Source organism: Crossiella cryophila (genome assembly GCF_014204915.1).
In the GTDB taxonomy this organism is placed as follows: Bacteria; Actinomycetota; Actinomycetes; order Mycobacteriales; family Pseudonocardiaceae; genus Crossiella; species Crossiella cryophila.
The window spans coordinates 4,640,671-4,658,809 of sequence record NZ_JACHMH010000001.1 but is presented as its reverse complement, the minus strand read 5'-3'; the positions used below and the strand labels follow the sequence as shown (position 1 = coordinate 4,658,809).

Sequence of the window (18,139 nt, the reverse complement as noted above, 5' to 3'; positions counted from 1 at the left end):
GCCTGACGACGGATCCGGGCGGCACAACTACCCCCCGTGACGTGCCCGGCGGGGCTCAGTCCAGCACGCCGCCGTGCCGCCAGTAGCCGGAGAAGTAGATCCGTCGCTTGTCGAGGCCACGGCCGTTGACCAGGTGCCGCCGCAACTGCTTGACCAGCGTGGATTCCCCGGCGATCCAGGCGTACGGCAGGCCGTCGGGCAACTCGGCGGCGGCCACCGCGGCCAGCAGCGCCGCACCCACCCCGGCACCTGCTTCACGCGGCAACCAGGTGATGTCGACGTCGCCGAGGGTGTTCAGCGGACGCACGTCGCCGGGGTCGGGCACCTCGGCGAAGACCACGGCGCGTTCACCGGGTCCGAGTGCGTCCACAATGGACATCATCGCGGGCAGTGCGGTCTCATCGCCGGCGAGCAGCCGGTAGCCGGTGTCGGCCGGCGGGTGGAATTCGTTGCCCAGCACCGGGAAGTGCCGCGCGTCCGGCCCGCAGACGGCGGCGTGGTCGCCGACGGCGGCGCGCAGGGCCCAGGCCGAGGCGGGGCCGGTGTCGCCGTGCAGCACGAACTCGATGTCGATCTCGGCGCGCTCGGGGTCGTGGCGCCGGATCGTGTAGGAGCGCATGGGTGGCCGGACCGAGGGGTCGAGGTTGAGGTACTCCTCGTACCAGTCGCCGCCGGTGGGCAGCTGGAAGTCGGTGCGCTCGGGGCGGGGGAAGAAGACCTTGCACCGCTGGTCGTTGCCGCCACTGGCGAAGCCGGCCAGGTCCGCTCCGCCGAAGGTGATCAGCCGGACACTGGGCGAGAGCTGGACGACACGGCGTACCACCACCTGGAAGATGGTGTACGGGCGAACCGCGGAACGCCCCAGGGCTTCAGTGCTCACAGAACCCCCACTTGGATTGCTTAGCCTAACCTTACCAAGATCACCTGTGCGGGGACAGCGTCAGAACTGTCGGTAGAATTCGGCGACATGCAGTGGCGACGTGGCGGATGGGAACGGGAAGCACCCCCCACCCAGGTGAATCCCGTGCTGACCGATCCGACCAAGCGGTCAGCGACCCGGCAGATGGCCGCACCCAAGGTGGCCAACCCGCTGGCCTACGACCTGGACTTCGGCGCGGCCAGCGCCCGCTGGCTGCTGCTGGCGGGCGCGGTGTTCGGACTGGCCACCGTGGCCTGCGCGGCGGTGATCGCCAACGGCGACGCCAAGGGCACCACCTGGCTGGCCCAGCTGATCTTCGCCGCGCTGTTCATCTGGAGCGTGTTCAGCATCCGCGGCACCCTGCGCGGCCGGGGCGTGATCGCCACCGGCGACGCGCTGTCCTGGCGCAGCGACGGCTCGGTGCACCGGATCCCCTGGTCGGAGATCGGCGCCATCGGCGTGGGCACCCTGCCCTGGTTCAACCACGCCAGCCTGGTGCACCCGGAACAACGCGAGGCCCTGGAGTTCTTCCCGGCCGACCCGTCCTTCCCGGCCCGCAACCCGGCACTGGACCGGTGGCGGGTGGAGGAGGAACCGCCCATGCCGGGCATGCCGGGCACCCGGTACCGGTTCCCGTTCCCGCCGTTCACCCGGCTGCCCAAGCGGATCGAGCAGGCGGTGCAGGAGATCCAGCCCAAGCGGTGGCACGGCAGGTACCCCAGGACGCACGCCTAGGCACAATCCAGTGAACATCGCCCGCGAGCCCGTACCCGGGGCGCGCGGGCGTTCTACTGTCGGAGGTAGCTGATCTTCGTTTCCCTCCTCACGCAAGGTGGTGACGAACGGTGTACCTGGACAGTCGGGCCCTGGACGCGGCCGGGGTCGAGAACAAGGTCCTGCGCGAGTCCTACGAGTTCTGCCGCCGGTTGCTGATCACCATGGACGGCCGGTCGTTCTGGGCGGCGAACCTGCTGCTGCCACCACGCAAGCGCCCGCACATGTGCGCGATATACGGCCTGGCCCGCTACGCCGACCAGATCGTGGACAGCGGCGATCCCCGACATCGGGCCGAGGAGTTCGAGACCTGGAGTTCCCGGCTGCTGGCCGATCTGCGATCCGGGGTGGGCGGCGACCCGATCGGCCGAGCGCTGGGGCACACCATGCGCACCTGGGGCATAGCCCTGGCTGATATCGAGGCGCTGCTGGCCGGCATGCGGATGGACCTGACCATCACCGAGTACGCCACCTACGCCGACCTGGACCGCTACCTGGAGACGCTCAACGGTTCCATCGCCCGGCTGATCCTGCCGATCATGGAGCCGGTGGACCCGAGGGCCGAGCAGCACACGGTGGCCACCAGCAAGGCCGCCCAGCTCACCAACTTCATCCGGGACATCGGCAAGGACCACCGCCGCCTCGGCCGCTGCTACCTGCCGCTGGAGGACCTGGAGCGCTTCGGCGTGCCCCGGTCGGACCTGGGTGAGCGCAGCACCAGCCCGGCCCTGCGCGAACTGGTCCGCTTCCAGATCGCGCGCGCCCGGGAGATGTGGGCGCTGGGCTCCGCCGGGGTGGAGTACCTGCCGGCGAGCAGCAGACCGGCCTCCCGGCTGGCCACCGCGCTGTACTCGGGCATCCTGGACGAGATCGAACGCCGTGACCACGAGGTCCTGGACACCAGGGCCAGGGTCAGCACCCGGCGCAAAGCCGCGCTGGTGCTGCGAGAGTACCTGCCCGCACCGCGGCCGATGGCCGCCTAGTCACGCACAGCGGCCGATGGCCGCCCAGTCACACGTCGTGGTGAACCGCTCCGGTGCGGGGTTGCCGGGCCGGAGCGGTCCCCCAAGGGTCGAAGGCATGGATCATGCTGGACTTCCATCCATCCCGCTGTTCGCCGCAACCGCCCTGCTGCTCCTGGGCACACCGGCCCTGGCGCACCCGGCCGACGCCGACATCACCTGTACCGCGGCGGCCGTGGCCGGCACGTCCACCGGCCTCACCATGGCCGGGCCGGCCAAGTTCGAGATCACCGTGGCGCCGACCACCGCGGGCTGCACCGACAAGCGCAAGGACCTCGCCCCCGGCAGCCGGATCACCGGCGCGCTGATCACCGTGCCCACCCCTGGCAGCGGCCGGGGCAACTGCGGGGAGCTGGACGCCAAGGTCTCCGCGCAGCTGGCCTGGCTGCACGCCGACGGCAGCACCGGCGCGGCCACCGAGCTGGACGCCGAACTGAGCCTGCGCGGCAGCGAGCTGAGCGCGGCGGCGGAGCTGTCCGGCGGCGAGCTGGCCGGGTACCGGGTCAGCGGCGACCTGGCCAACCGCTCGGAACTGCAGGAACACCTCACCGCGGCCTGCGCCACCGAGGCGGGCGCCGGCACCGCCACCGCGTTGCTGACCCTGGGTTTCAGCAACAAGCCCTGGGGCCGCTAGTCCACTGACCGGACCCGCAGCCGCAGCCCGCCCCTGGGCCGCATCGCGGTCAGGGTGATCGGGCGGACCGGCCCGGCGGGCGGGTCCAGTTCGGCGCGTTGCACCAGCCGGTCCAGCAACGCGGTCAGCTCCACCATGGCGAAACTCGCGCCGATGCAGCGGTGCACGCCACCGCCGAAGGGCAGGAACTCGGGCGGCCCCGGCCTGCGGAAGCCGGGGCGGTCCGGGTCCCAGCGGTCCGGGTCGAAGCGCAGCGGGTCCGGGTACAGCTCGGGCAGCCGGTGGGTGACGTACGGGCTGATCACCACCAGGCCGTCGGCGCTGATCCGCTGACCGGCGAAGTCGAAGGCGCGCACCGGTTTGCGGGCGCTGATCACCGCGGGCGGGTACAGCCGCAACGCCTCGGTGACCGCCCACTCCCGGTAGTCGGCGGAGGTCCTGGCCCGCGCCCAGGCCGCCGGGTCCCTGGCCAGTTCGAGGATCACCCAGGCCATGGCGGCGCTGGTGGTCTCGTACCCGGCCGCGATCAGGCTGATCACCTGGTCCACGATCTCGGTCTCGGTCAGCGTGGAGCCGTCCTCGTCCCTGGCCGCGACCAGCATGGCCAGCACGTCCCCGGCCGCGGTGTCCCGGCCGCGGCGGGCGATCTCCCCGCGTACCCGCTCGGCCACCTCGGCCCTCGCCCTGGCCGCGCGCCGCCTGGCCAGCGGCGAGAGCTGCTGGACCAGCGGCGGGCGTTCCACCAGCGACAACCCGATCTGCAGCAGCCTGCCCAACTCTGGTTCGTCGGCGGCCAGGTGCGGACCGAACAGGGCCTGGATGGTGCTGCGCCGCACCACGGTGCGAAAGGCCTGGTAGACGTCGACCACCTGGCCGGGTCGCCAGGTGTCCAGCTCGGCGTCGGCGTTGGCCCGCATCAGCTCGGCGTGCCCCTGCACCTGCCGGTGGTGGAAGGCGGGCTGGACGAGGCGCCGCCGACGCCGGTGCGGTTCCCCGTCGCTGACGATCAGCCCGGTCTCCCCGCTGACCGGGATCAGCACCTTGAAGGCCTCCCGCCAGCGGAACATCTCCGAGTTGGCGAAGACGAACCGGTTGGCCTCCGGCCCCAGTAGATAGGTCAGCCGCAACGGCGCGCCGACCTTGGTGACCGGCCCGTTCTCCCGGTGCAGGCGTTGCAGCTCACGGTAGGGATCGCGCCACATGGCCAGCATGTGCCTGATCACAAGGTCACCACCTGGCGCACGGCCTCGCCGCAGGCCAGCCGGTCGAAGCCGGTGTTGATCTCGTCCAGGGTGAGCCGGTGGCTGAGCAGCCGGTGCACCGGCAGGCGCCCGGCGGCGTGCAGTGCGATGAAGCGCGGGATGTCCCGGCCCGGCACGCTGGAGCCGAGGTAGCTGCCGCGCAGGGTGCGTTCCTCGGCGACCAGGCTGAGCGCGGGCAGGGTGAGCTGGTGGTCGGGGTGCGGCAGGCCGACGGTGACCGTGGTGCCCCCGGCGCGGGTGGCCGCGTAGGCCTGTTCGAGGACCCGCACGCTGCCGGTGGTGTCGATGACCTTGTCCGCGCCACCCCCGGTCAGCTCCCGCACCGCGGCGACCGCGTCCGGCCCACCCACCACAGTGTCACTGGCCCCCAGCTCGGCGGCGAGGCTCCGCTTGCCCTCCACCAGATCCACGGCGACCAACTGCCCGGCCCCCGCCACCAGCGCACCGAGTACCGCCGCCAGCCCAACCCCGCCAAGCCCGAACACCGCGACCCGCTCCCCCGGCTCGATCCGCGCCGAGTGAATGGCCGCCCCCGCCCCCGTCAGCACCGCACACCCGAACAACGCGGCGGTCTCGAACGGCAGTTCCTTGGGCACCAGCACCGCGGACCGCGCCGAGACCACGGTGTATTCGGCGAAGGCGGACACCCCGAGGTGGTGAAACGGCTGCTCGCCACCAGCGTCCCGCCACCGCCGAGCCCCGCTGAGCAGATGGCCACCCCGATTGGCCACCGCCCCCGGCTCGCACAACGCGGGCCGTCCGCCCAGGCAGCGCGGGCAGTAACCGCAGGCGGGCACGAAGGACAGCACGATGTGATCGCCCGGCGCGAACCCGGAGGTCTCCGGCCCCACCTCGACGATCTCCCCGGCGGCCTCGTGCCCGAGCACCATGGGCACCGGTCGCGGCCGGGAGCCGTTGATCACCGAGAGGTCGGAGTGGCAGAGCCCGGCGGCGCGGACGCGTACCAGCAGCTCACCGGGCCCGGGACCGTCCAGACCCAGCTCGACGACTTGCAGGGGCTGGGATTCCGCGTACGGCCCAGCGGCCCCGATCTCCCGCAACACCGCGGCCCGAACCCGACCGACTCCACTCATGCACCCTCCCCGCCTCGCCCAGCCCAGGTACGACAACGACCAACATGGCGTCCCACTCCGGCCAACACACCGTACGAGACCGGCCAACACACCGTCCCACAACGGCCAACACGCCGGTCGCCGACCAACGACGCCCAGTACGACAACGACCGACCTGCCGTACCGCAACGGCCAACGTGCCGTACGAGATCGGCCAAGACACCGTCCCACTTCGGCCAACACGCCGTACAAGAACGGCCAACACGCCGGGCGGGGGCTTCGCGGGCGGGGGGGCTAGGGGCGGAGGAGTTTTTCTAGGGCTGGGCGGAGGGGGGTGGTGATTTCGGCGGGGCGGCGGGTGTGGCGGTTGACGAAGACGTGGGTGAAGGTGCCCTCGGCCGCCGGTGTGTCCGTGCCGGGGGCGAACAGGCCGATCTCGTACCGCACGCTGGACCGGCCGAGGTGCGCCACTCGCAGCCCGGCCTCCACCGGCTCCGGGAAGGCCAGTGGCGCGCGGAACTCGCAGCTGGACTGCACGCACAGACCGATGTTCGCGCCGCCGTGGATGTCCAGGCCGCCCTCGGCGATCAGGTAGTTGTTGATCGCGGTGTCCATGAAGGCGTAGTAGACGACGTTGTTCACGTGCCCGTACACGTCGTTGTCGCCCCATCGGGTGGGGATGGTCAGCCACCGCACGTATCCGTCGCGCATGCGCCCAGTTTGCCCTGCGGTCCAGCCAGTCGTTATCGTGCGTCCGCATTGGAACGACGTCTTCTTGGGGGAAGTCATGATCGTGCTCGGCGTCCTGCTGATCTTCCAGGGTTTCGGCGGCGCGCTGGCGCCGGTGCTCTGGGGCGGCAATCTGGGGCTCATGCACCTGATCGACCTGCCGATGTGGTCGCGCTACGCGATCGGCGTGATCGGGGTGGCCTGCCTGCTCATGGGCCTGAACAAGCGCAAGGCCGTCAACTGATCAAGTAAACAACCTTGCCGAACTCGGTGGGCGGGGCTACCGTATCTGCACCGCCACCGATGTAATCCTTTGACCTTCCACGGCGCCCGAAAAATGCATTTCCGTGTACATGCATAGTGTTTACCAAATTTATACCGAAAACCGGTGAACATCCCACCTATGGAGTTCAGCCATTTAGCGGCCGATCCCCATAAACATATACGCTAGCCTATCCCAGACGCTCTCCCACATATAGCGTAGCATTGGGAAGGACCCCTATGTTCCGTATGATGGCTGCTGTCGGCGCGGCATTTGCGTTAATCACTTCGTTTACCCCTGCGGCATTTGCCGACGAGTCCGTGCCTCCGCCCACCGGGAAAATCACCATCGATCTGCTCACGGTGAACGGGTCGGGCTGCCCGCTCGGCACGGCCGCAGTGGCCGTCTCCCAGGACAACACTGCGTTCACCGTCACCTACAGCGAGTACCTCGCGCAGGTGGGTGTCGGCGCCAAGCCGACCGACATGCGCAAGAACTGCCAACTGAACATGCGTGTCAACGTGCCCTCCGGGTTCACCTACGCCATCGCGCAGGCGGACTATCGTGGGTACGCCAACCTCGCGGCCGGCGCCAAGGGCACCGAGCGCGCCAACTACTACTTCCAGGGAATGTCGCCCACGGCCTTTATCAGCCACAACTACAACGGGCCGTACGACGACAACTGGCAGTCGACGGACAAGGTCGATATCGCCTCCCTGGTCTACGCCCCCTGCGGCGAAAAACGCAACTTCAACATCAATACCGAGCTGCGCGTGGACAAGGGCACCTCGAATCCCTTGACCACGACCAGCTTCATGGCGATGGACTCCACCGATGGGGCCATCAACACCACGTATCACTTCGCCTGGCAGAAGTGCCCGAAGCCGTGGCGGCCGTGGTGATCACACCCTGACCGTTCTGCTCCCTGCGCAGCGCACGGCGACGCCTCAGGTCGCCGTGCGCTTGCCTGCCGCCGCCGGTCGATCGAACCGCTAGTCGAACCAGGTGCCCGAGGCCCAGGTGCGGCCATCCCACACCTTGCGCTCGGCCGCGCCCGGATCGGTCACCGCCCCGCGCTGCTCGTCGAAGATCCAGGTGGCCCGCTCGGTCTCGGTGTAGCCGGGCCATTCCGGCTGATCCGGCAGCTGGGGTGAGCCGGTGCGGGCGAAGGCGGCCCAGCGCGCGTGCATGTCCGCGGACAGCCCGGCCGCGACTGAATCGGTGTTCAGCGGACTGCCCCGGCGTTCGGCGCCGTGCGCCCACACGTAGGGCATCTCGGTCCCGTGCGCGGCGGCCAGCATCGGGGACAGCCAGGGCGCGGCGGCGGCGAAGCGGAACCGCCACACCGGCGCGTGCCTGCTCTGCGCGTCCAGCAACCGCACCGTGGGCACGCCGTAGCGCTCGTCGGTCATCACCGCGGCGTTGACCTCCCTGGTGGAGGCGGCGGGCCGGTTGGCCCGATAGGCCGAAAGCACCTCCTGCGCGCCGGTCTCACCGAAGGCCGCGGCGAGCACCTGCGGCGCCCGGTCGCCTGCCCACGGGTCCAGCGCCAGGTACAGCGCGGACTCCTCGGCGTTGCTGCCCGCCAGCAGCGGCACCCCGGCGGCCGAGCCGTCCGCGATCCGGCGCACCGGCACCTCGGGCAGCACCGAACCGTCCACGGTGGGCCGCCACACCCACAGGCCACGGCCGAACGGGCTCAGCTCGGTCTGCGCGGCCAGCAGTTCGGCGGCAGGCACCTGGCTGACCCGGTTGGCAGGCACCCCGAGCAGGCCCAGCAGCCGGGCCGCCAGCGCGGCGCTGACCTCCTCGGCCGCCACGTGGTCGCCGCCGCCGCTCTGCGAGATCACCCGGTGGAACAGCCCGGTCGCGGCCGGCGCGGACATCAGGTTGGCCACGCTCTTGGCGCCCGCGGAGTTGCCCGCGATGGTCACCCGGCCCGGATCGCCGCCGAACGCGGCGATGTTGTCCCGCACCCAGCGCAGCGCGGCGATCTGGTCCAGCAGCCCGCCGTTGGCCGCGTGCGGGTGCGTCTCGCCGAGGTTGAGGAAACCGAAGGCGCCCAGCCGGTAGTTGAGGGTGACCACGACCAGGTCGTCCCGGCGGGCGAAGGTGTCGCCGTCGCCGACGTTCTCCGGCCCGGCCCCGACCACGTACCCACCGCCGTGCAGCCACACCAGCACCGGGTGCGGGCCGGGGGTCACCGGCGCGCACACGTTGAGGTACAGGCAGTTCTCGCTGATCCGGCTGGGTTCGTCCATGGCCGCCGGGGTCGGCACCGGCACCGGGGCGGGCATCGCGGGCAGCACCGGCTGCATGGCGCGGGCGGCGAAACGGCGCGCGCCGCGCACCCCGGTCCATGCCTGCACGGGTTGCGGCGGGCGGTGCCGCAGTTCACCCAGCGGCGGTTCGGCATAGGGCAGGCCGCGCCAGGCCAGCACGCCGTCGAGGTCAAGGCCGCGGACGGTGCCGGTGGCGGTGTCGACAACGGTGCGGTCAGTGCTCACTGTGTTCCCCTCGCCGGTGGGCCAGTGCCTGATCAGGGCGGGCCGGGCTGGAGGCGCGCACCACCAGCTCGGGTCGCAGCCGGGCGGACTCGGCCGAGCCGCCGTCGAGCTGGTCCAGCAGCCGGGCCACCGCGGTCCGGCCCATCTCCCGCATCGGCGAGCGCACCGTGGTCAGCGGGACGGTCAGCGCGGAGACCATCGGGATGTCGTTGAAGCCGACCAGCGCGAAGTCCTCGCCGATCCGGCGGCCGTGATCGCGCAGCGCGCCCATCGCGCCGATCGCGGCCTCGTCGTTGACCGCGAACGCGGCGGTCACCGGGCGCCCGGTGCGCAACACGCGGTCCATGGCCAGGTAGCCGCCCGCGGAGTCGTAGCCGCTGTGCGCGATCAGTTCCTCCGGCACCGGGTGGCCCGCTTCGGCGCAGGCGCGGCGGAAGCCGGTGGTGCGGTCGGCGCAGGTGCTGGCGTAGGGCTGCCCGGCCAGCACCGCGATCCCGGTGTGCCCGCCGTCGAGGAGATGCCGGGCGGCCAGCGCGCCACCCGCCTCGTCGTCGCAAGTCACCGAGGGGTGGTTCGCGCAACGGCGGCTGACCAGCACGAACGGGGACTTGTCCTGCACCAGCCGGTCGAGTCCCTCATCGTCCAGCCGGGCGTCGCCCACGATCAGCCCGTCCACCCGGGAGGACAGCAGCGCGGCCAGCGCGGACTCGTGCTGCTCGGCGGAGTCGTGCGTGTTGGTCACGAAGGTCCGGTAACCGCGGGAGAGCGCGGCCTCCTGGATGCCCTCGTAGATCGCGGCCAGCACGTAGTCGGTCAGCGTCGGCACCAGCACCCCCAGGATCCGGGTGCGCTGGGTGCGCAGGCTGGCCGCGTACTCGTTGCGGATGTAGCCGAGCCGGTCCGCCGCCGCCCGCACCCGCGCCTCGGTGTCCGCGGTGACCTGGGCGGTGCCGTTGAGCACCCGCGCCACGGTCGAGATGTGCAGTCCGGTGGCCTCGGCCACTGCCCGCAGGGTCGCCCGCGCCACAAGCACCTCCTAGCCCGCCACGACCAGCCTAGTGGTCAACGGCTGCGCCATTAAGCTCAGTGAGGTGGACGCGATGCCTGTCCGGGACCGGCACGGCGAACTCCGGGACTTCCTGCGCTCCCGCCGGGCCCGCCTCACCCCCGCTGACGTGGGCTTACCAGCCATCGCCGGCGCGCTGCGGCTGGCCGAGCCCGAGCGCGCGCACCTGTACCGGCTGGCCGGGCTGAACCCGCCCGAGTCGGCGGCCGGGACGGTGGCGGTGGATCCGGCGCACCAGCGGTTGCTGGCGGGCTGGCTGCCCAACCCGGCCTACCTGCTGGACCGGCACTGGAACTTCCTGGCGCTCAACACCGCGGCGCGCGAGGTCTTCGGCTACCGGCCAGGACTCGCGCACAACTGCCTGATCACCTTCTTCACCTCGGCGGACTGCCGGGTGCGCTGGCCGGGCTGGGTCCCGGCGGCCGCGGACATGGTGGCCGACTTCCGCGCCCAGTCCGCCCGGTTCCCCGACGACGCGCGTTTCGCCGAACTGGCCGCGGACCTGGCCGGTGTGTCGCCGGAGTTCGCCGAGCTGTGGGCGCGGCACGAGGTGTGGGAACGGAGTCAGGGCAGCAAGACCGTGCTCACCCTGCCCGAACTGCCCGGCACCCGCCTGATCCTGCACCTGCCCGCCGCCGGCACCGCCACCGCGGACCGCCTCAGCCAGGTGTTGGCGGCACCCGTATCAGCCGACTCTGGTTGATCTTGAGGGCGGCACGCAGGATCGGATCATGAACCGATTCGCGAACAAGGTCGCGCTGATCACCGGCGGGGCGAGCGGGATGGGCCTGGCCACCGCGCGGCTGCTGCACGCCGAGGGCGCCACCGTGGTGCTCACCGGCCGCTGCGTCGAGGCCGAGTACGGCCGCCTGGACGTGCTCTTCGCCAACGCGGGCGCGGGGATCTTCAAACCCCCCGCCGAACTGACCGAGCAGGACGTCGACCAACTGCTCGGCGTCAACCTCAAGGGCCTGTTCTTCACCGTCACCAAGGCCCTTCCCCTGCTCTCCCGCGGCTCCGCGATCGTGCTCAACGCCACGTGGACCCAGTACCGCGGCCTGGGCCTGGCCTCGATGTACTCCGCCACCAAGGCCGCCGTCACCAACCTGACCCACACCCTGGGCGCCGACCTGGCCGCACGCGGCATCCGGATCAACTCGGTCAGCCCCGGCTAAATCCGCACCGACATGTTCACCAACGCCAGCCCCGACCTCCTACCGCCGCCAAGTCCCCCTCAGCACCCTCGGCCGCCCAGAACAGATGGCCGAAGCAGTCGCCTACCTAGCCTCCACCTCCGCCACCTACATCACCGCCACCGACCTAATCATCGACGGCGGCCTAACCCACACCCTCTCCCCCTAACCCCACCCCCCACCCAGCGTGTTGGCCGTTCTCGTACGCCATGTTGGCCGGTCTTGTACGCCACGTTGGCAGTTGTGGGACGGCTGCTTGGCCGAAGTGGCACATCGGGTTGGCCGAAATGCCAGGTCGGGCTGCCGCAGACTGGGCTCGGCTCGGGGCGGCGGACCGGAATGGCCAAGCTGGTGTCCCACAACAGCCAACACACCGTCCCAGTCCGGCAAACACACCGTCCCGGAGCGGCAAACACACCGTGCGAGAGCGGCAAACGCGCCGGGTTGGGTCGGCGGTTGCGGCGGGCCGAAACGTCAGCGCGGTGGCCGGACGGCCAGGCAGGCGAGCAAGCGAGCAGGCAGGCGAGCAGTTCGGGCGAGCGAACTGGCGGGCGACACGGCTGGCAGGCGGGCCGGTGGCTGGGCTGGGCCAGTTCGGTGTGCCGGACCGGCCAAGCCAGCGTCCCAGTCCGGCAAACACGCCGTACGAGAACGGCCAACACGCCGTCCCACTTCGGCCAACACGCCGTACGAGAACGGCCAACACGACGGGTGGGGTTGGGTGGGATGGGTGGGTTTGGTGGGGTGGCACTAAACACCACATTGACCTGGGGGTTCTGGATCTGTTCCTATGGAGACGAACGTTCGCGCGAACGTTCGTCTCGTGGGATCCAGGAGGTGGGCGATGGGCAGGCTTGTGGTTATCGCGACCGGGGGCACCATCTCCAGCACGCCTACCGAGGCGGGGCTGGCCGCCGCGTTGCCCGGTGGGACCGTGCTGGACGCCCTGCCCTCGCCGCAGCCGGTGCCGGTGGAGGTCGTCGACCTGTGCACCGTGGACAGTTCCGCGATCACCCTGGACCAGCAGCTCGGCCTGTTGCGGCAGGTGCGGGCGACGCTGGCCGATCCGCAGGTGCGCGGGATCGTGGTCACGCACGGCACCGACACCATGGAGGAGACCGCGTTCCTGCTCGACCTGCACCACGACGACCCGCGCCCGGTGGTCTTCACCGGCTCGCAGCGCCCGCTCGGCGCCCCCGGCTCGGACGCCCCCGGCAACCTGGCCGACGCCTTCGCGGTGGCGCGGCAGGCCCGTGACCACGGGGTTTTGATCGCCTTCGGCGGCAAGATCCACGCCGCCCGCGGCACGGTCAAGCACCACACCCTGAACCCGGACGCCTACCAGGACCCCAGCGCCGCCCCGGTCGGTCACCTGATCGGCGGCGAGGTGCTACTCCAGGCCCCGGCGCCGCGCCCGGCCGCGCTGCCCGTCCCGACCGTGACCGAGGCCCCGCGAGTCGACATCCTCACCCACCACACCGGCGGTGACGCGGTGCTGCTGCGGGCCGCGGTGGCCGCGGGCGCACGCGGATTGGTGCTGGTCGGCGCGGGTGCGGGCAACGTCAACCCGGAGGTGGTCGAGGCCGTCCGCGAGGCCACCGCGGCCGGGGTGCTGGTCGCGGTGACCTCGCGGACCGCGGCCGGTCCGGTGCTGCCGATCTACACCTCGGCCACCGAGCTGACCAGGGCGGGCGCGGTGCTCACCGGCACCCTGCGCGCCGCCCAGGCCCGGATCGCGGTGCTCAGCGCGCTGCTGGCCGGTCAGCCGGAGCGGCTGCCAGAACTGCTGGACTGCTGAGCACCATCCCGCCGAACAACACCGCCGCGACCCGCCGCGTGTGCGCGATGTCGGCGAGCGGATTGTCTTCCAGCACAACAAGATCCGCGATCCGACCCGGTGCCACCGCGCCGAAGCGGTCGGTGACGCCCAGGAACCGGGCCGGGTCCAGGGTGGCCGCGCGCAGGGCGGCCGCGGGGCTGAGTCCGGCGCGCACCAACAGTTCCAGCTCGTCGTGCAGGCTGAACCCGGGCACGAAGGTGTCGCTGCCCGCCAGCAGCGGCACCCCTGCCCGGTGCAGCTCGCCGGTCACCTCCAGGTAGCGCTCGAACAGCCGCTGCTCAGCCGCCGGATCGGGTGAGCGCCAGTCCGCGGCCCGCGCCCAGCCCTGCCGCAGCACGGGTTCGATGTGCGCCAGGTAGGGCCGCAGCGCGAACTCCGGGGTGCCCATGGTCGCCTTGGCCTGGTGCACGGCCAGGGTCGGCACGTGCCAGGTTCCGTTGGCCAGGAAGGAATCCCGCAGTTCGGCCAGCCGCGCCGGATCGGTGGTCCCGGCCGCGCGGTGGGTGAGTTCGGACAGCCGCCCGAACATGCCGGCCGGATCACCCGCGTCCAGCCCGGCGAACCCGGCGGTCAGCTCCTCCCGCTCGCTGGACGCCCCGACCAGCACCCCGTCCAGGTGCTCGATGCCGCGTTGCGCCGCGGCCAGCACCGGCACCTCGAACGGCACGTGCCCGACAACGTCGATCCCGGCCAGCTCCGCCTCGGCCAGCAACGCGAAGTAGGCATCCCGGGGCAGCTGCGAGTACACCTTGAGGAACTCGGCCCGCTCGCCAACGCAGGTGGTCACCGCCGCCCGCGCGTCCGCCGGGGTGGTCACCGCGATCGAGCCCGGTCTGCTGGGCCGCGGGCCGTCGATGATCCGGCTGCCGAAGACCATCCGCGGCCCGAAGACCTCGCCAGCGGCCAGCCGTCGCCGCCAGTCCGCGTGCACCGGCGCCCCGGCCATCTGCCGCACCCCGGTCACGCCGTTGCCGAGGAAGGCGGGCAGGTACGCCTCGTCGAAGCCGTGCACGTGCATGTCCCACAGGCCAGGGATCAGGAACCGGCCGCGCGCGTCCAGCACGCTCACCCCGGCCGGGGCCTCGAACCGCCCGACCGCGGTGATGCGATCGCGCTCGACCAGCACGTTCCGGCCGGTCAGCACCTTGCCGTCGGCCACGTCCACGACGTTGGCCCCATAAACGAAAACGGACCCGCTCGCGACGGGTCCGGCCAGTTCAGGCGACTTCCTGGATTCTGTCACCCCTCTCAGGATAACCCGGGGTCATCACCGTTCGCGGGCTTTCGGCCAGGCTCAGGCCGCGCCGCCGCCGGGTGGCGCGGCGGAGGTCCCGTTGGTCACCACGTTGCTGCTGGGCGGTGCCGACGGCGAGGTGGTCGTGGTCGGCGGCTTGGCGCTGGTGGGCTTCTCGCTGCTGGTCGGCGGGGTGGACGAACTCGGCGCGGTGCTGCTGCTGGGCGCGGTGGTCGAGGACTCGCCGGTGGTGCTGGTGGGGCTGCTGCTCGGCAGGGTCGAGCCCGGCGGCGGCAGCGGACGGCTGGTGCGGCTGGTCGGGCTGGTGGTGTCCTGCGGCGCGTTGATCGGCTGCTGCCCGCCGGGGCCGGTCGGGCCGCCGGGGTTGTCGGTGGGGCGCGGCATCAGGATCAGCGTGGCCGCGACCGCGCCGCCCGCCAGCACCGCGGCCCCAGCGGCCATCGCGGCCTTGCCTCGCGGCCGCTGCCACCACGGCGTGCCGGCCGCGGCCGCCGGCACGATCCGGGTGATCGCGGTGCGGGTCGGGTCGGCCCGGCTGACCCGCGCGGTGACCAGGGCGGAGGTGACGTCCGCGTCGGTGTCCGGGGTGTGCGCGATCAACCGCAGCGAGTGCTCGAACTCCGCCGCGCCGAGCCGGTCGCCTGGCTCCTTGCGGAGCATGGCCTCCAGCACCGGGGTCAGCGGACCGGCCAGCACCATCGGGTCCGGTTCCTCGGTGAGCACCGCGGTCAGCGTGGGCAGCACGCCGGTGCGGTCGAACGGGGCCTTGCCCTCCACCGCAGCGTAGAGCGTGGCGGCCAGCGCCCACAGGTCCGAGGCCGGGCCGAAGGGCAGGCCGCGGGCGCGTTCCGGGGCGATGTAGCCGGGGGCCCCGACCAGCACGCCGGAGACGGTCAGCGAGGAGTCGCCGTCGACCGAGGCGATGCCGAAGTCGGTGAGCACGGCCCGGTCGTCCGGGCAGACCAGCACGTTGCCGGGCTTGACGTCGCGGTGCAGGATGCCGTGCTCGTGCGCGGCCCGCAGCGCGCCCAGGATCTGCTCGCCGATGGCGGCCACCCGGCGCGGGGACATCGGGCCGTCGTCGTCGATGACCTTGGACAGCGCCCGGTTCTCGACCTTCTCCATGACGATCCATGGCCGGCCGTCCTCGGTGATCACGTCGAAGACGGTGACCACGTTGGGGTGGCTGATCCGCGCCGCGGCCCGCGCCTCACGCTGGGTGCGTTCGCACAGCGAGGCTTTCTCCTCCTCGCTGGCCCAGGTCGGCGCGAGCACCTCCTTGATCGCCACCGCGCGGTGCAGCACCTCGTCGTTGGCGGCCCAGACCGCGCCCATGCCGCCCCGCCCGATCAGCTCGCCCAGGCGGTATCGCCCGCCGAGCAGATCAGGTCGCGAATCCCCCGCGGAGGTCGGCGTCGTCATGTCCATCCCAATTCCACAACCAGGCGCCGCCCACACCGGGCACGGCGTCTTCCGTCCGCAAACCCTAGTCGTTCGTGGCGGGTGGGGTAGTGGCGTTGGTCCCACCGTTGCCGCGCACGGCGTCCCACTGGGCCATCGCGGCCAGCATGCCCAGCGGATCCACTGTGGACAGGCCGGGTTCGAGTTCGCGGTATGCCTGGTACATGTTCGGCGCCACCCGCTCGGACTCGCCCAGTCCCGCGTACTCCCCCAGGTCCGCGGCCAGTGCGGCGTCCGTCCAGGACAGCCCCTTGCCGTGCGCCTCGCGGGCGAGTTCGCGGATGTGCCGCCAGTAGCCCTGCACCGCGCGCACTCCGTCGCAGTCGGTGACCGGCCCGTGACCAGGCACGATGTACTCCGGCGAGAGTGCGATCATCTCGTCGCAGGCCCGCAGCCAGTTGTCGATCGGCCCCGCCCACATGATCGGCGCGCCGCCGATGAAGAGCAGATCGCCGGTGAAGAGCACGCCCGCGTCCGGCACCCAGGCCACCGCGTCACCGCCGGTGTGCGCCGGGCCGAGGTTGCGCAACTCGACCGAGCGACCGCCGACGGAGAGCGTCAGCTCCTGGTCGAAGGTGACATCGGGGTTGCGCTGGGTGATCCCGCCGAACTCGTACTTGCCGAAGGCCCGCTGGATCCAGTCCGCCAGCACCGGCCCCAGCCCCTCGGCCGCGGCGGGTGAGAGCAGCGCGGCCATCACCTCCGGCGGGGCGTCGTGCGCCATCTCGTGCGCGGTCTCGGTCACCGCGTGGATGCGCACCTCGGGCGCGAGCAGTTCGTTGCCGTAGCAGTGATCCCCGTTGGCGTGCGTGTTCAGCGCGACGGTGATCGGGTGTGCGGCGGTCACCGGGGCCATCGCGTCCAGCATGGTCCGGGTGAGGTTGAGGTCGTAGAGGGTGTCCACCAGCAGCGACTCGCCGTCACCGCTGATCAGCCCCGCGTTGCTCAGGCCCCAGCTGCCGTCGGGGGCCAGCCAGGCCCGCACGCCGGGGGCGATCTCGTGCAGTCCCGTGGTGTAGGGGATCTCAGCGGCTGCGCTCACCGGGTGATCTTCTCAGGCGACCGGCCGGGACGAGCAGGGCATCCGCCCAGTGGACAGTGGGCTGCGCCGACCGGCATCGGCCCCGACCGATCGGTCGGTTCAGGCGTCGGCGGCACAGCGGAACCCGATGTGGTGATGACCGGCGAAGGGGTCCCGGGAGTAGCCGTCACGGTCGGTGGCGCGCAGGTTCGCGGCGCGCTCGTCGTGCGAGCTGCCCCTGGTGATCCGCAGTTTCTGGGACTGCGGGTCCTCCCGGCCGTCGTCGGCGGCGTACGGGTAGGGGCGGTCCAGCGAACTGGTCCACTCGTAGAGGTTGCCGACCAGGTCCCGCACGCCCTCCGGGGTGGCGCCAGCGGGGTGCGCGGTGACCGGGCTGGTCTCGTCGTAGGCCTTGCCGTACTGGGCGCGGGTGGCATCCGGCGCGGCGTTGCCCCACGGGTAGGTGCGGCCCTCGGTGCCCCTGGCGGTGGCCTCCCATTCCGCCTCGGTGGGCAGCCGCGCGCCACGGGCCTGGCAGTACTGCAGCGCGCCCCACCAGTAGACCTCGTTGACCGGGTGCTCGGCCACGTCACCCTCCACCGCGAACCGGCCGTCCTGGCGCAGAACCCGGGAGTCCTCGTCGGTGTCGTTGGTGGTGAAGACCTCCCGGCCGGACTGGTCCCGCACCGCGTCCCGTTCCAGCCTGCTGACCGGCCCGGTCCACCGCCGCGGATCGCCGCCGCGGGCGTTGACGAGGTTCCCGACCGATCGGTTGGCCCAGTCGACGAACTGCCGGGTGGTGACCGGGTAGACGTCGATGTGGAAGGCGTTGAGGGTGACCCGGTGCGCGGGGCCCTCCTCATCCGGGCCGTCGTCACGACCCAGCGGGTAGGAACCAGCAGGGATCCGCACCATGCCTTCCGGCCGCTGACCTGGGGGGATGGTGGTGATCGAGGTGGGGGTGCTCGGCGCGGGCAGCGGGGGCAGGTCGGACGGCGCGGCCTCGGGGACGGCGCAGCCCGCGGCGGTGAGGACGGCCGCGGCGAGGGCGATGACCCGCAGGTTCCGGTGCTTGCTCATAGTTCGGACCGTACATGTATCTCTAGAACCATTGAAGTGGT

Annotated in this window: 19 protein-coding genes; 9 read left to right on the top strand and 10 right to left on the bottom strand. The window is 71.6% G+C overall.

Annotation, left to right across the window (positions count from 1 at the left end):
• Positions 1-55 precede the first annotated feature (55 nt).
• Positions 56-826 carry a siderophore-interacting protein gene (locus HNR67_RS20885; protein ID WP_221489989.1) on the bottom strand — a complete coding sequence of 257 codons (771 nt, stop codon included), beginning with the start codon at positions 824-826 and terminating at the stop codon, positions 56-58.
• A 141-nt stretch (positions 827-967) separates the two neighbouring features.
• Between HNR67_RS20885 and HNR67_RS20880 the strand changes: the two genes are divergently transcribed.
• The 3 genes from HNR67_RS20880 (at position 968) to HNR67_RS20870 (ending at position 3,349) form a co-directional block, all read left to right on the top strand.
• The gene (locus HNR67_RS20880; RefSeq protein WP_185003925.1) at positions 968-1,654 is read left to right on the top strand and encodes a hypothetical protein; all 687 of its coding nucleotides are present in this window, start codon (positions 968-970) and stop codon (positions 1,652-1,654) included.
• 110 nt (positions 1,655-1,764) lie between these two features.
• Complete coding sequence (locus tag HNR67_RS20875; protein WP_185003924.1) at positions 1,765-2,676, top strand: phytoene/squalene synthase family protein; 912 nt, start codon at positions 1,765-1,767, stop codon at positions 2,674-2,676.
• A gap of 97 nt (positions 2,677-2,773) precedes the next feature.
• Positions 2,774-3,349: a hypothetical protein gene (locus HNR67_RS20870; protein WP_185003923.1), complete on the top strand. Its 576-nt coding sequence runs from the start codon at positions 2,774-2,776 to the stop codon at positions 3,347-3,349.
• On the opposite strand, the gene HNR67_RS20865 is transcribed toward HNR67_RS20870, so the two are convergent.
• The 3 genes from HNR67_RS20865 to HNR67_RS20855 all read right to left on the bottom strand — a co-directional run bounded on the left by HNR67_RS20865 (position 3,346) and on the right by HNR67_RS20855 (position 6,395).
• Entirely contained in the window at positions 3,346-4,572 is a 1,227-nt protein-coding gene (locus HNR67_RS20865) for a cytochrome P450 (RefSeq protein ID WP_185003922.1), read from the bottom strand. The genes HNR67_RS20870 and HNR67_RS20865 overlap by 4 nt on opposite strands.
• Entirely contained in the window at positions 4,569-5,705 is a 1,137-nt protein-coding gene (locus HNR67_RS20860; protein ID WP_185003921.1) for a zinc-dependent alcohol dehydrogenase family protein, read from the bottom strand. Before HNR67_RS20860 ends, HNR67_RS20865 begins: the two co-directional genes overlap by 4 nt.
• A 273-nt stretch (positions 5,706-5,978) precedes the next feature.
• The gene (locus tag HNR67_RS20855; protein ID WP_185003920.1) at positions 5,979-6,395 is read right to left on the bottom strand and encodes an acyl-CoA thioesterase; all 417 of its coding nucleotides are present in this window, start codon (positions 6,393-6,395) and stop codon (positions 5,979-5,981) included.
• A gap of 76 nt (positions 6,396-6,471) precedes the next feature.
• Between HNR67_RS20855 and HNR67_RS20850 the strand changes: the two genes are divergently transcribed.
• Positions 6,472-6,657 carry a hypothetical protein gene (locus HNR67_RS20850; RefSeq protein ID WP_185003919.1) on the top strand — a complete coding sequence of 62 codons (186 nt, stop codon included), beginning with the start codon at positions 6,472-6,474 and terminating at the stop codon, positions 6,655-6,657.
• A gap of 266 nt (positions 6,658-6,923) precedes the next feature.
• Positions 6,924-7,577, top strand: coding sequence for a DUF4360 domain-containing protein (locus HNR67_RS20845; RefSeq protein ID WP_185010910.1), 654 nt, complete (start codon positions 6,924-6,926; stop codon positions 7,575-7,577).
• 90 nt (positions 7,578-7,667) lie between these two features.
• Here HNR67_RS20845 and HNR67_RS20840 read toward each other — a convergent pair whose 3' ends face one another.
• Positions 7,668-9,182 carry a carboxylesterase/lipase family protein gene (locus HNR67_RS20840; RefSeq protein WP_185003918.1) on the bottom strand — a complete coding sequence of 505 codons (1,515 nt, stop codon included), beginning with the start codon at positions 9,180-9,182 and terminating at the stop codon, positions 7,668-7,670.
• A complete protein-coding gene (locus tag HNR67_RS20835; RefSeq protein WP_312987721.1) occupies positions 9,172-10,209 on the bottom strand; it encodes a LacI family DNA-binding transcriptional regulator in 1,038 nt (345 codons plus the stop codon). The genes HNR67_RS20840 and HNR67_RS20835 overlap by 11 nt, the downstream gene beginning before the upstream one ends.
• 73 nt (positions 10,210-10,282) lie before the next feature.
• On the opposite strand from HNR67_RS20835, the gene HNR67_RS20830 reads away from it, so the two are divergent.
• The 4 genes from HNR67_RS20830 to HNR67_RS20820 all read left to right on the top strand — a co-directional run bounded on the left by HNR67_RS20830 (position 10,283) and on the right by HNR67_RS20820 (position 13,239).
• Entirely contained in the window at positions 10,283-10,951 is a 669-nt protein-coding gene (locus HNR67_RS20830) for an MmyB family transcriptional regulator (protein ID WP_185010909.1), read from the top strand.
• A gap of 28 nt (positions 10,952-10,979) precedes the next feature.
• On the top strand, positions 10,980-11,423 hold the full coding sequence (locus HNR67_RS20825) for an SDR family NAD(P)-dependent oxidoreductase (protein WP_281403245.1): 444 nt from the start codon (positions 10,980-10,982) through the stop codon (positions 11,421-11,423).
• Positions 11,424-11,508: 85 nt separating this feature from the next.
• Positions 11,509-11,610 carry a hypothetical protein gene (locus HNR67_RS45740; RefSeq protein WP_281403244.1) on the top strand — a complete coding sequence of 34 codons (102 nt, stop codon included), beginning with the start codon at positions 11,509-11,511 and terminating at the stop codon, positions 11,608-11,610.
• Between the two features lie 675 nt (positions 11,611-12,285).
• Positions 12,286-13,239 (top strand): asparaginase, encoded by a 954-nt coding sequence (locus HNR67_RS20820; protein WP_185003916.1) that lies wholly within the window; start codon positions 12,286-12,288, stop codon positions 13,237-13,239.
• Here HNR67_RS20820 and HNR67_RS20815 read toward each other — a convergent pair.
• The 4 genes from HNR67_RS20815 to HNR67_RS20800 form a co-directional block, all read right to left on the bottom strand.
• Positions 13,184-14,524, bottom strand: coding sequence for an amidohydrolase family protein (locus tag HNR67_RS20815; protein ID WP_185003915.1), 1,341 nt, complete (start codon positions 14,522-14,524; stop codon positions 13,184-13,186). The two genes, HNR67_RS20820 and HNR67_RS20815, sit on opposite strands and share 56 nt — an antisense overlap.
• Before the next feature lie 51 nt (positions 14,525-14,575).
• Complete coding sequence (locus HNR67_RS20810) at positions 14,576-15,958, bottom strand: serine/threonine-protein kinase (RefSeq protein ID WP_185003914.1); 1,383 nt, start codon at positions 15,956-15,958, stop codon at positions 14,576-14,578.
• 64 nt (positions 15,959-16,022) lie between these two features.
• Positions 16,023-17,039 (bottom strand): MBL fold metallo-hydrolase, encoded by a 1,017-nt coding sequence (locus HNR67_RS20805; RefSeq protein WP_185003913.1) that lies wholly within the window; start codon positions 17,037-17,039, stop codon positions 16,023-16,025.
• A gap of 99 nt (positions 17,040-17,138) precedes the next feature.
• Positions 17,139-18,098 (bottom strand): formylglycine-generating enzyme family protein, encoded by a 960-nt coding sequence (locus HNR67_RS20800; RefSeq protein ID WP_185003912.1) that lies wholly within the window; start codon positions 18,096-18,098, stop codon positions 17,139-17,141.
• Positions 18,099-18,139 lie beyond the last annotated feature (41 nt).

Bases quoted from the DNA above. Each gene is read 5' to 3' on its own strand.
- HNR67_RS20880 (WP_185003925.1), top strand. From the start codon at position 968: ATGCAGTGGCGACGTGGCGGATGGGAACGGGAAGCACCCCCCACCCAG.
- HNR67_RS20870 (WP_185003923.1), top strand. From the start codon at position 2,774: ATGGATCATGCTGGACTTCCATCCATCCCGCTGTTCGCCGCAACCGCC.
- HNR67_RS20860 (WP_185003921.1), bottom strand. From the start codon at position 5,705: ATGAGTGGAGTCGGTCGGGTTCGGGCCGCGGTGTTGCGGGAGATCGGG.
- HNR67_RS20855 (WP_185003920.1), bottom strand. From the start codon at position 6,395: ATGCGCGACGGATACGTGCGGTGGCTGACCATCCCCACCCGATGGGGC.
- HNR67_RS20850 (WP_185003919.1), top strand. From the start codon at position 6,472: ATGATCGTGCTCGGCGTCCTGCTGATCTTCCAGGGTTTCGGCGGCGCG.
- HNR67_RS20845 (WP_185010910.1), top strand. From the start codon at position 6,924: ATGATGGCTGCTGTCGGCGCGGCATTTGCGTTAATCACTTCGTTTACC.
- HNR67_RS20830 (WP_185010909.1), top strand. From the start codon at position 10,283: ATGCCTGTCCGGGACCGGCACGGCGAACTCCGGGACTTCCTGCGCTCC.
- HNR67_RS20825 (WP_281403245.1), top strand. From the start codon at position 10,980: ATGAACCGATTCGCGAACAAGGTCGCGCTGATCACCGGCGGGGCGAGC.
- HNR67_RS45740 (WP_281403244.1), top strand. From the start codon at position 11,509: ATGGCCGAAGCAGTCGCCTACCTAGCCTCCACCTCCGCCACCTACATC.
- HNR67_RS20820 (WP_185003916.1), top strand. From the start codon at position 12,286: ATGGGCAGGCTTGTGGTTATCGCGACCGGGGGCACCATCTCCAGCACG.
- HNR67_RS20810 (WP_185003914.1), bottom strand. From the start codon at position 15,958: ATGACGACGCCGACCTCCGCGGGGGATTCGCGACCTGATCTGCTCGGC.
- HNR67_RS20800 (WP_185003912.1), bottom strand. From the start codon at position 18,098: ATGAGCAAGCACCGGAACCTGCGGGTCATCGCCCTCGCCGCGGCCGTC.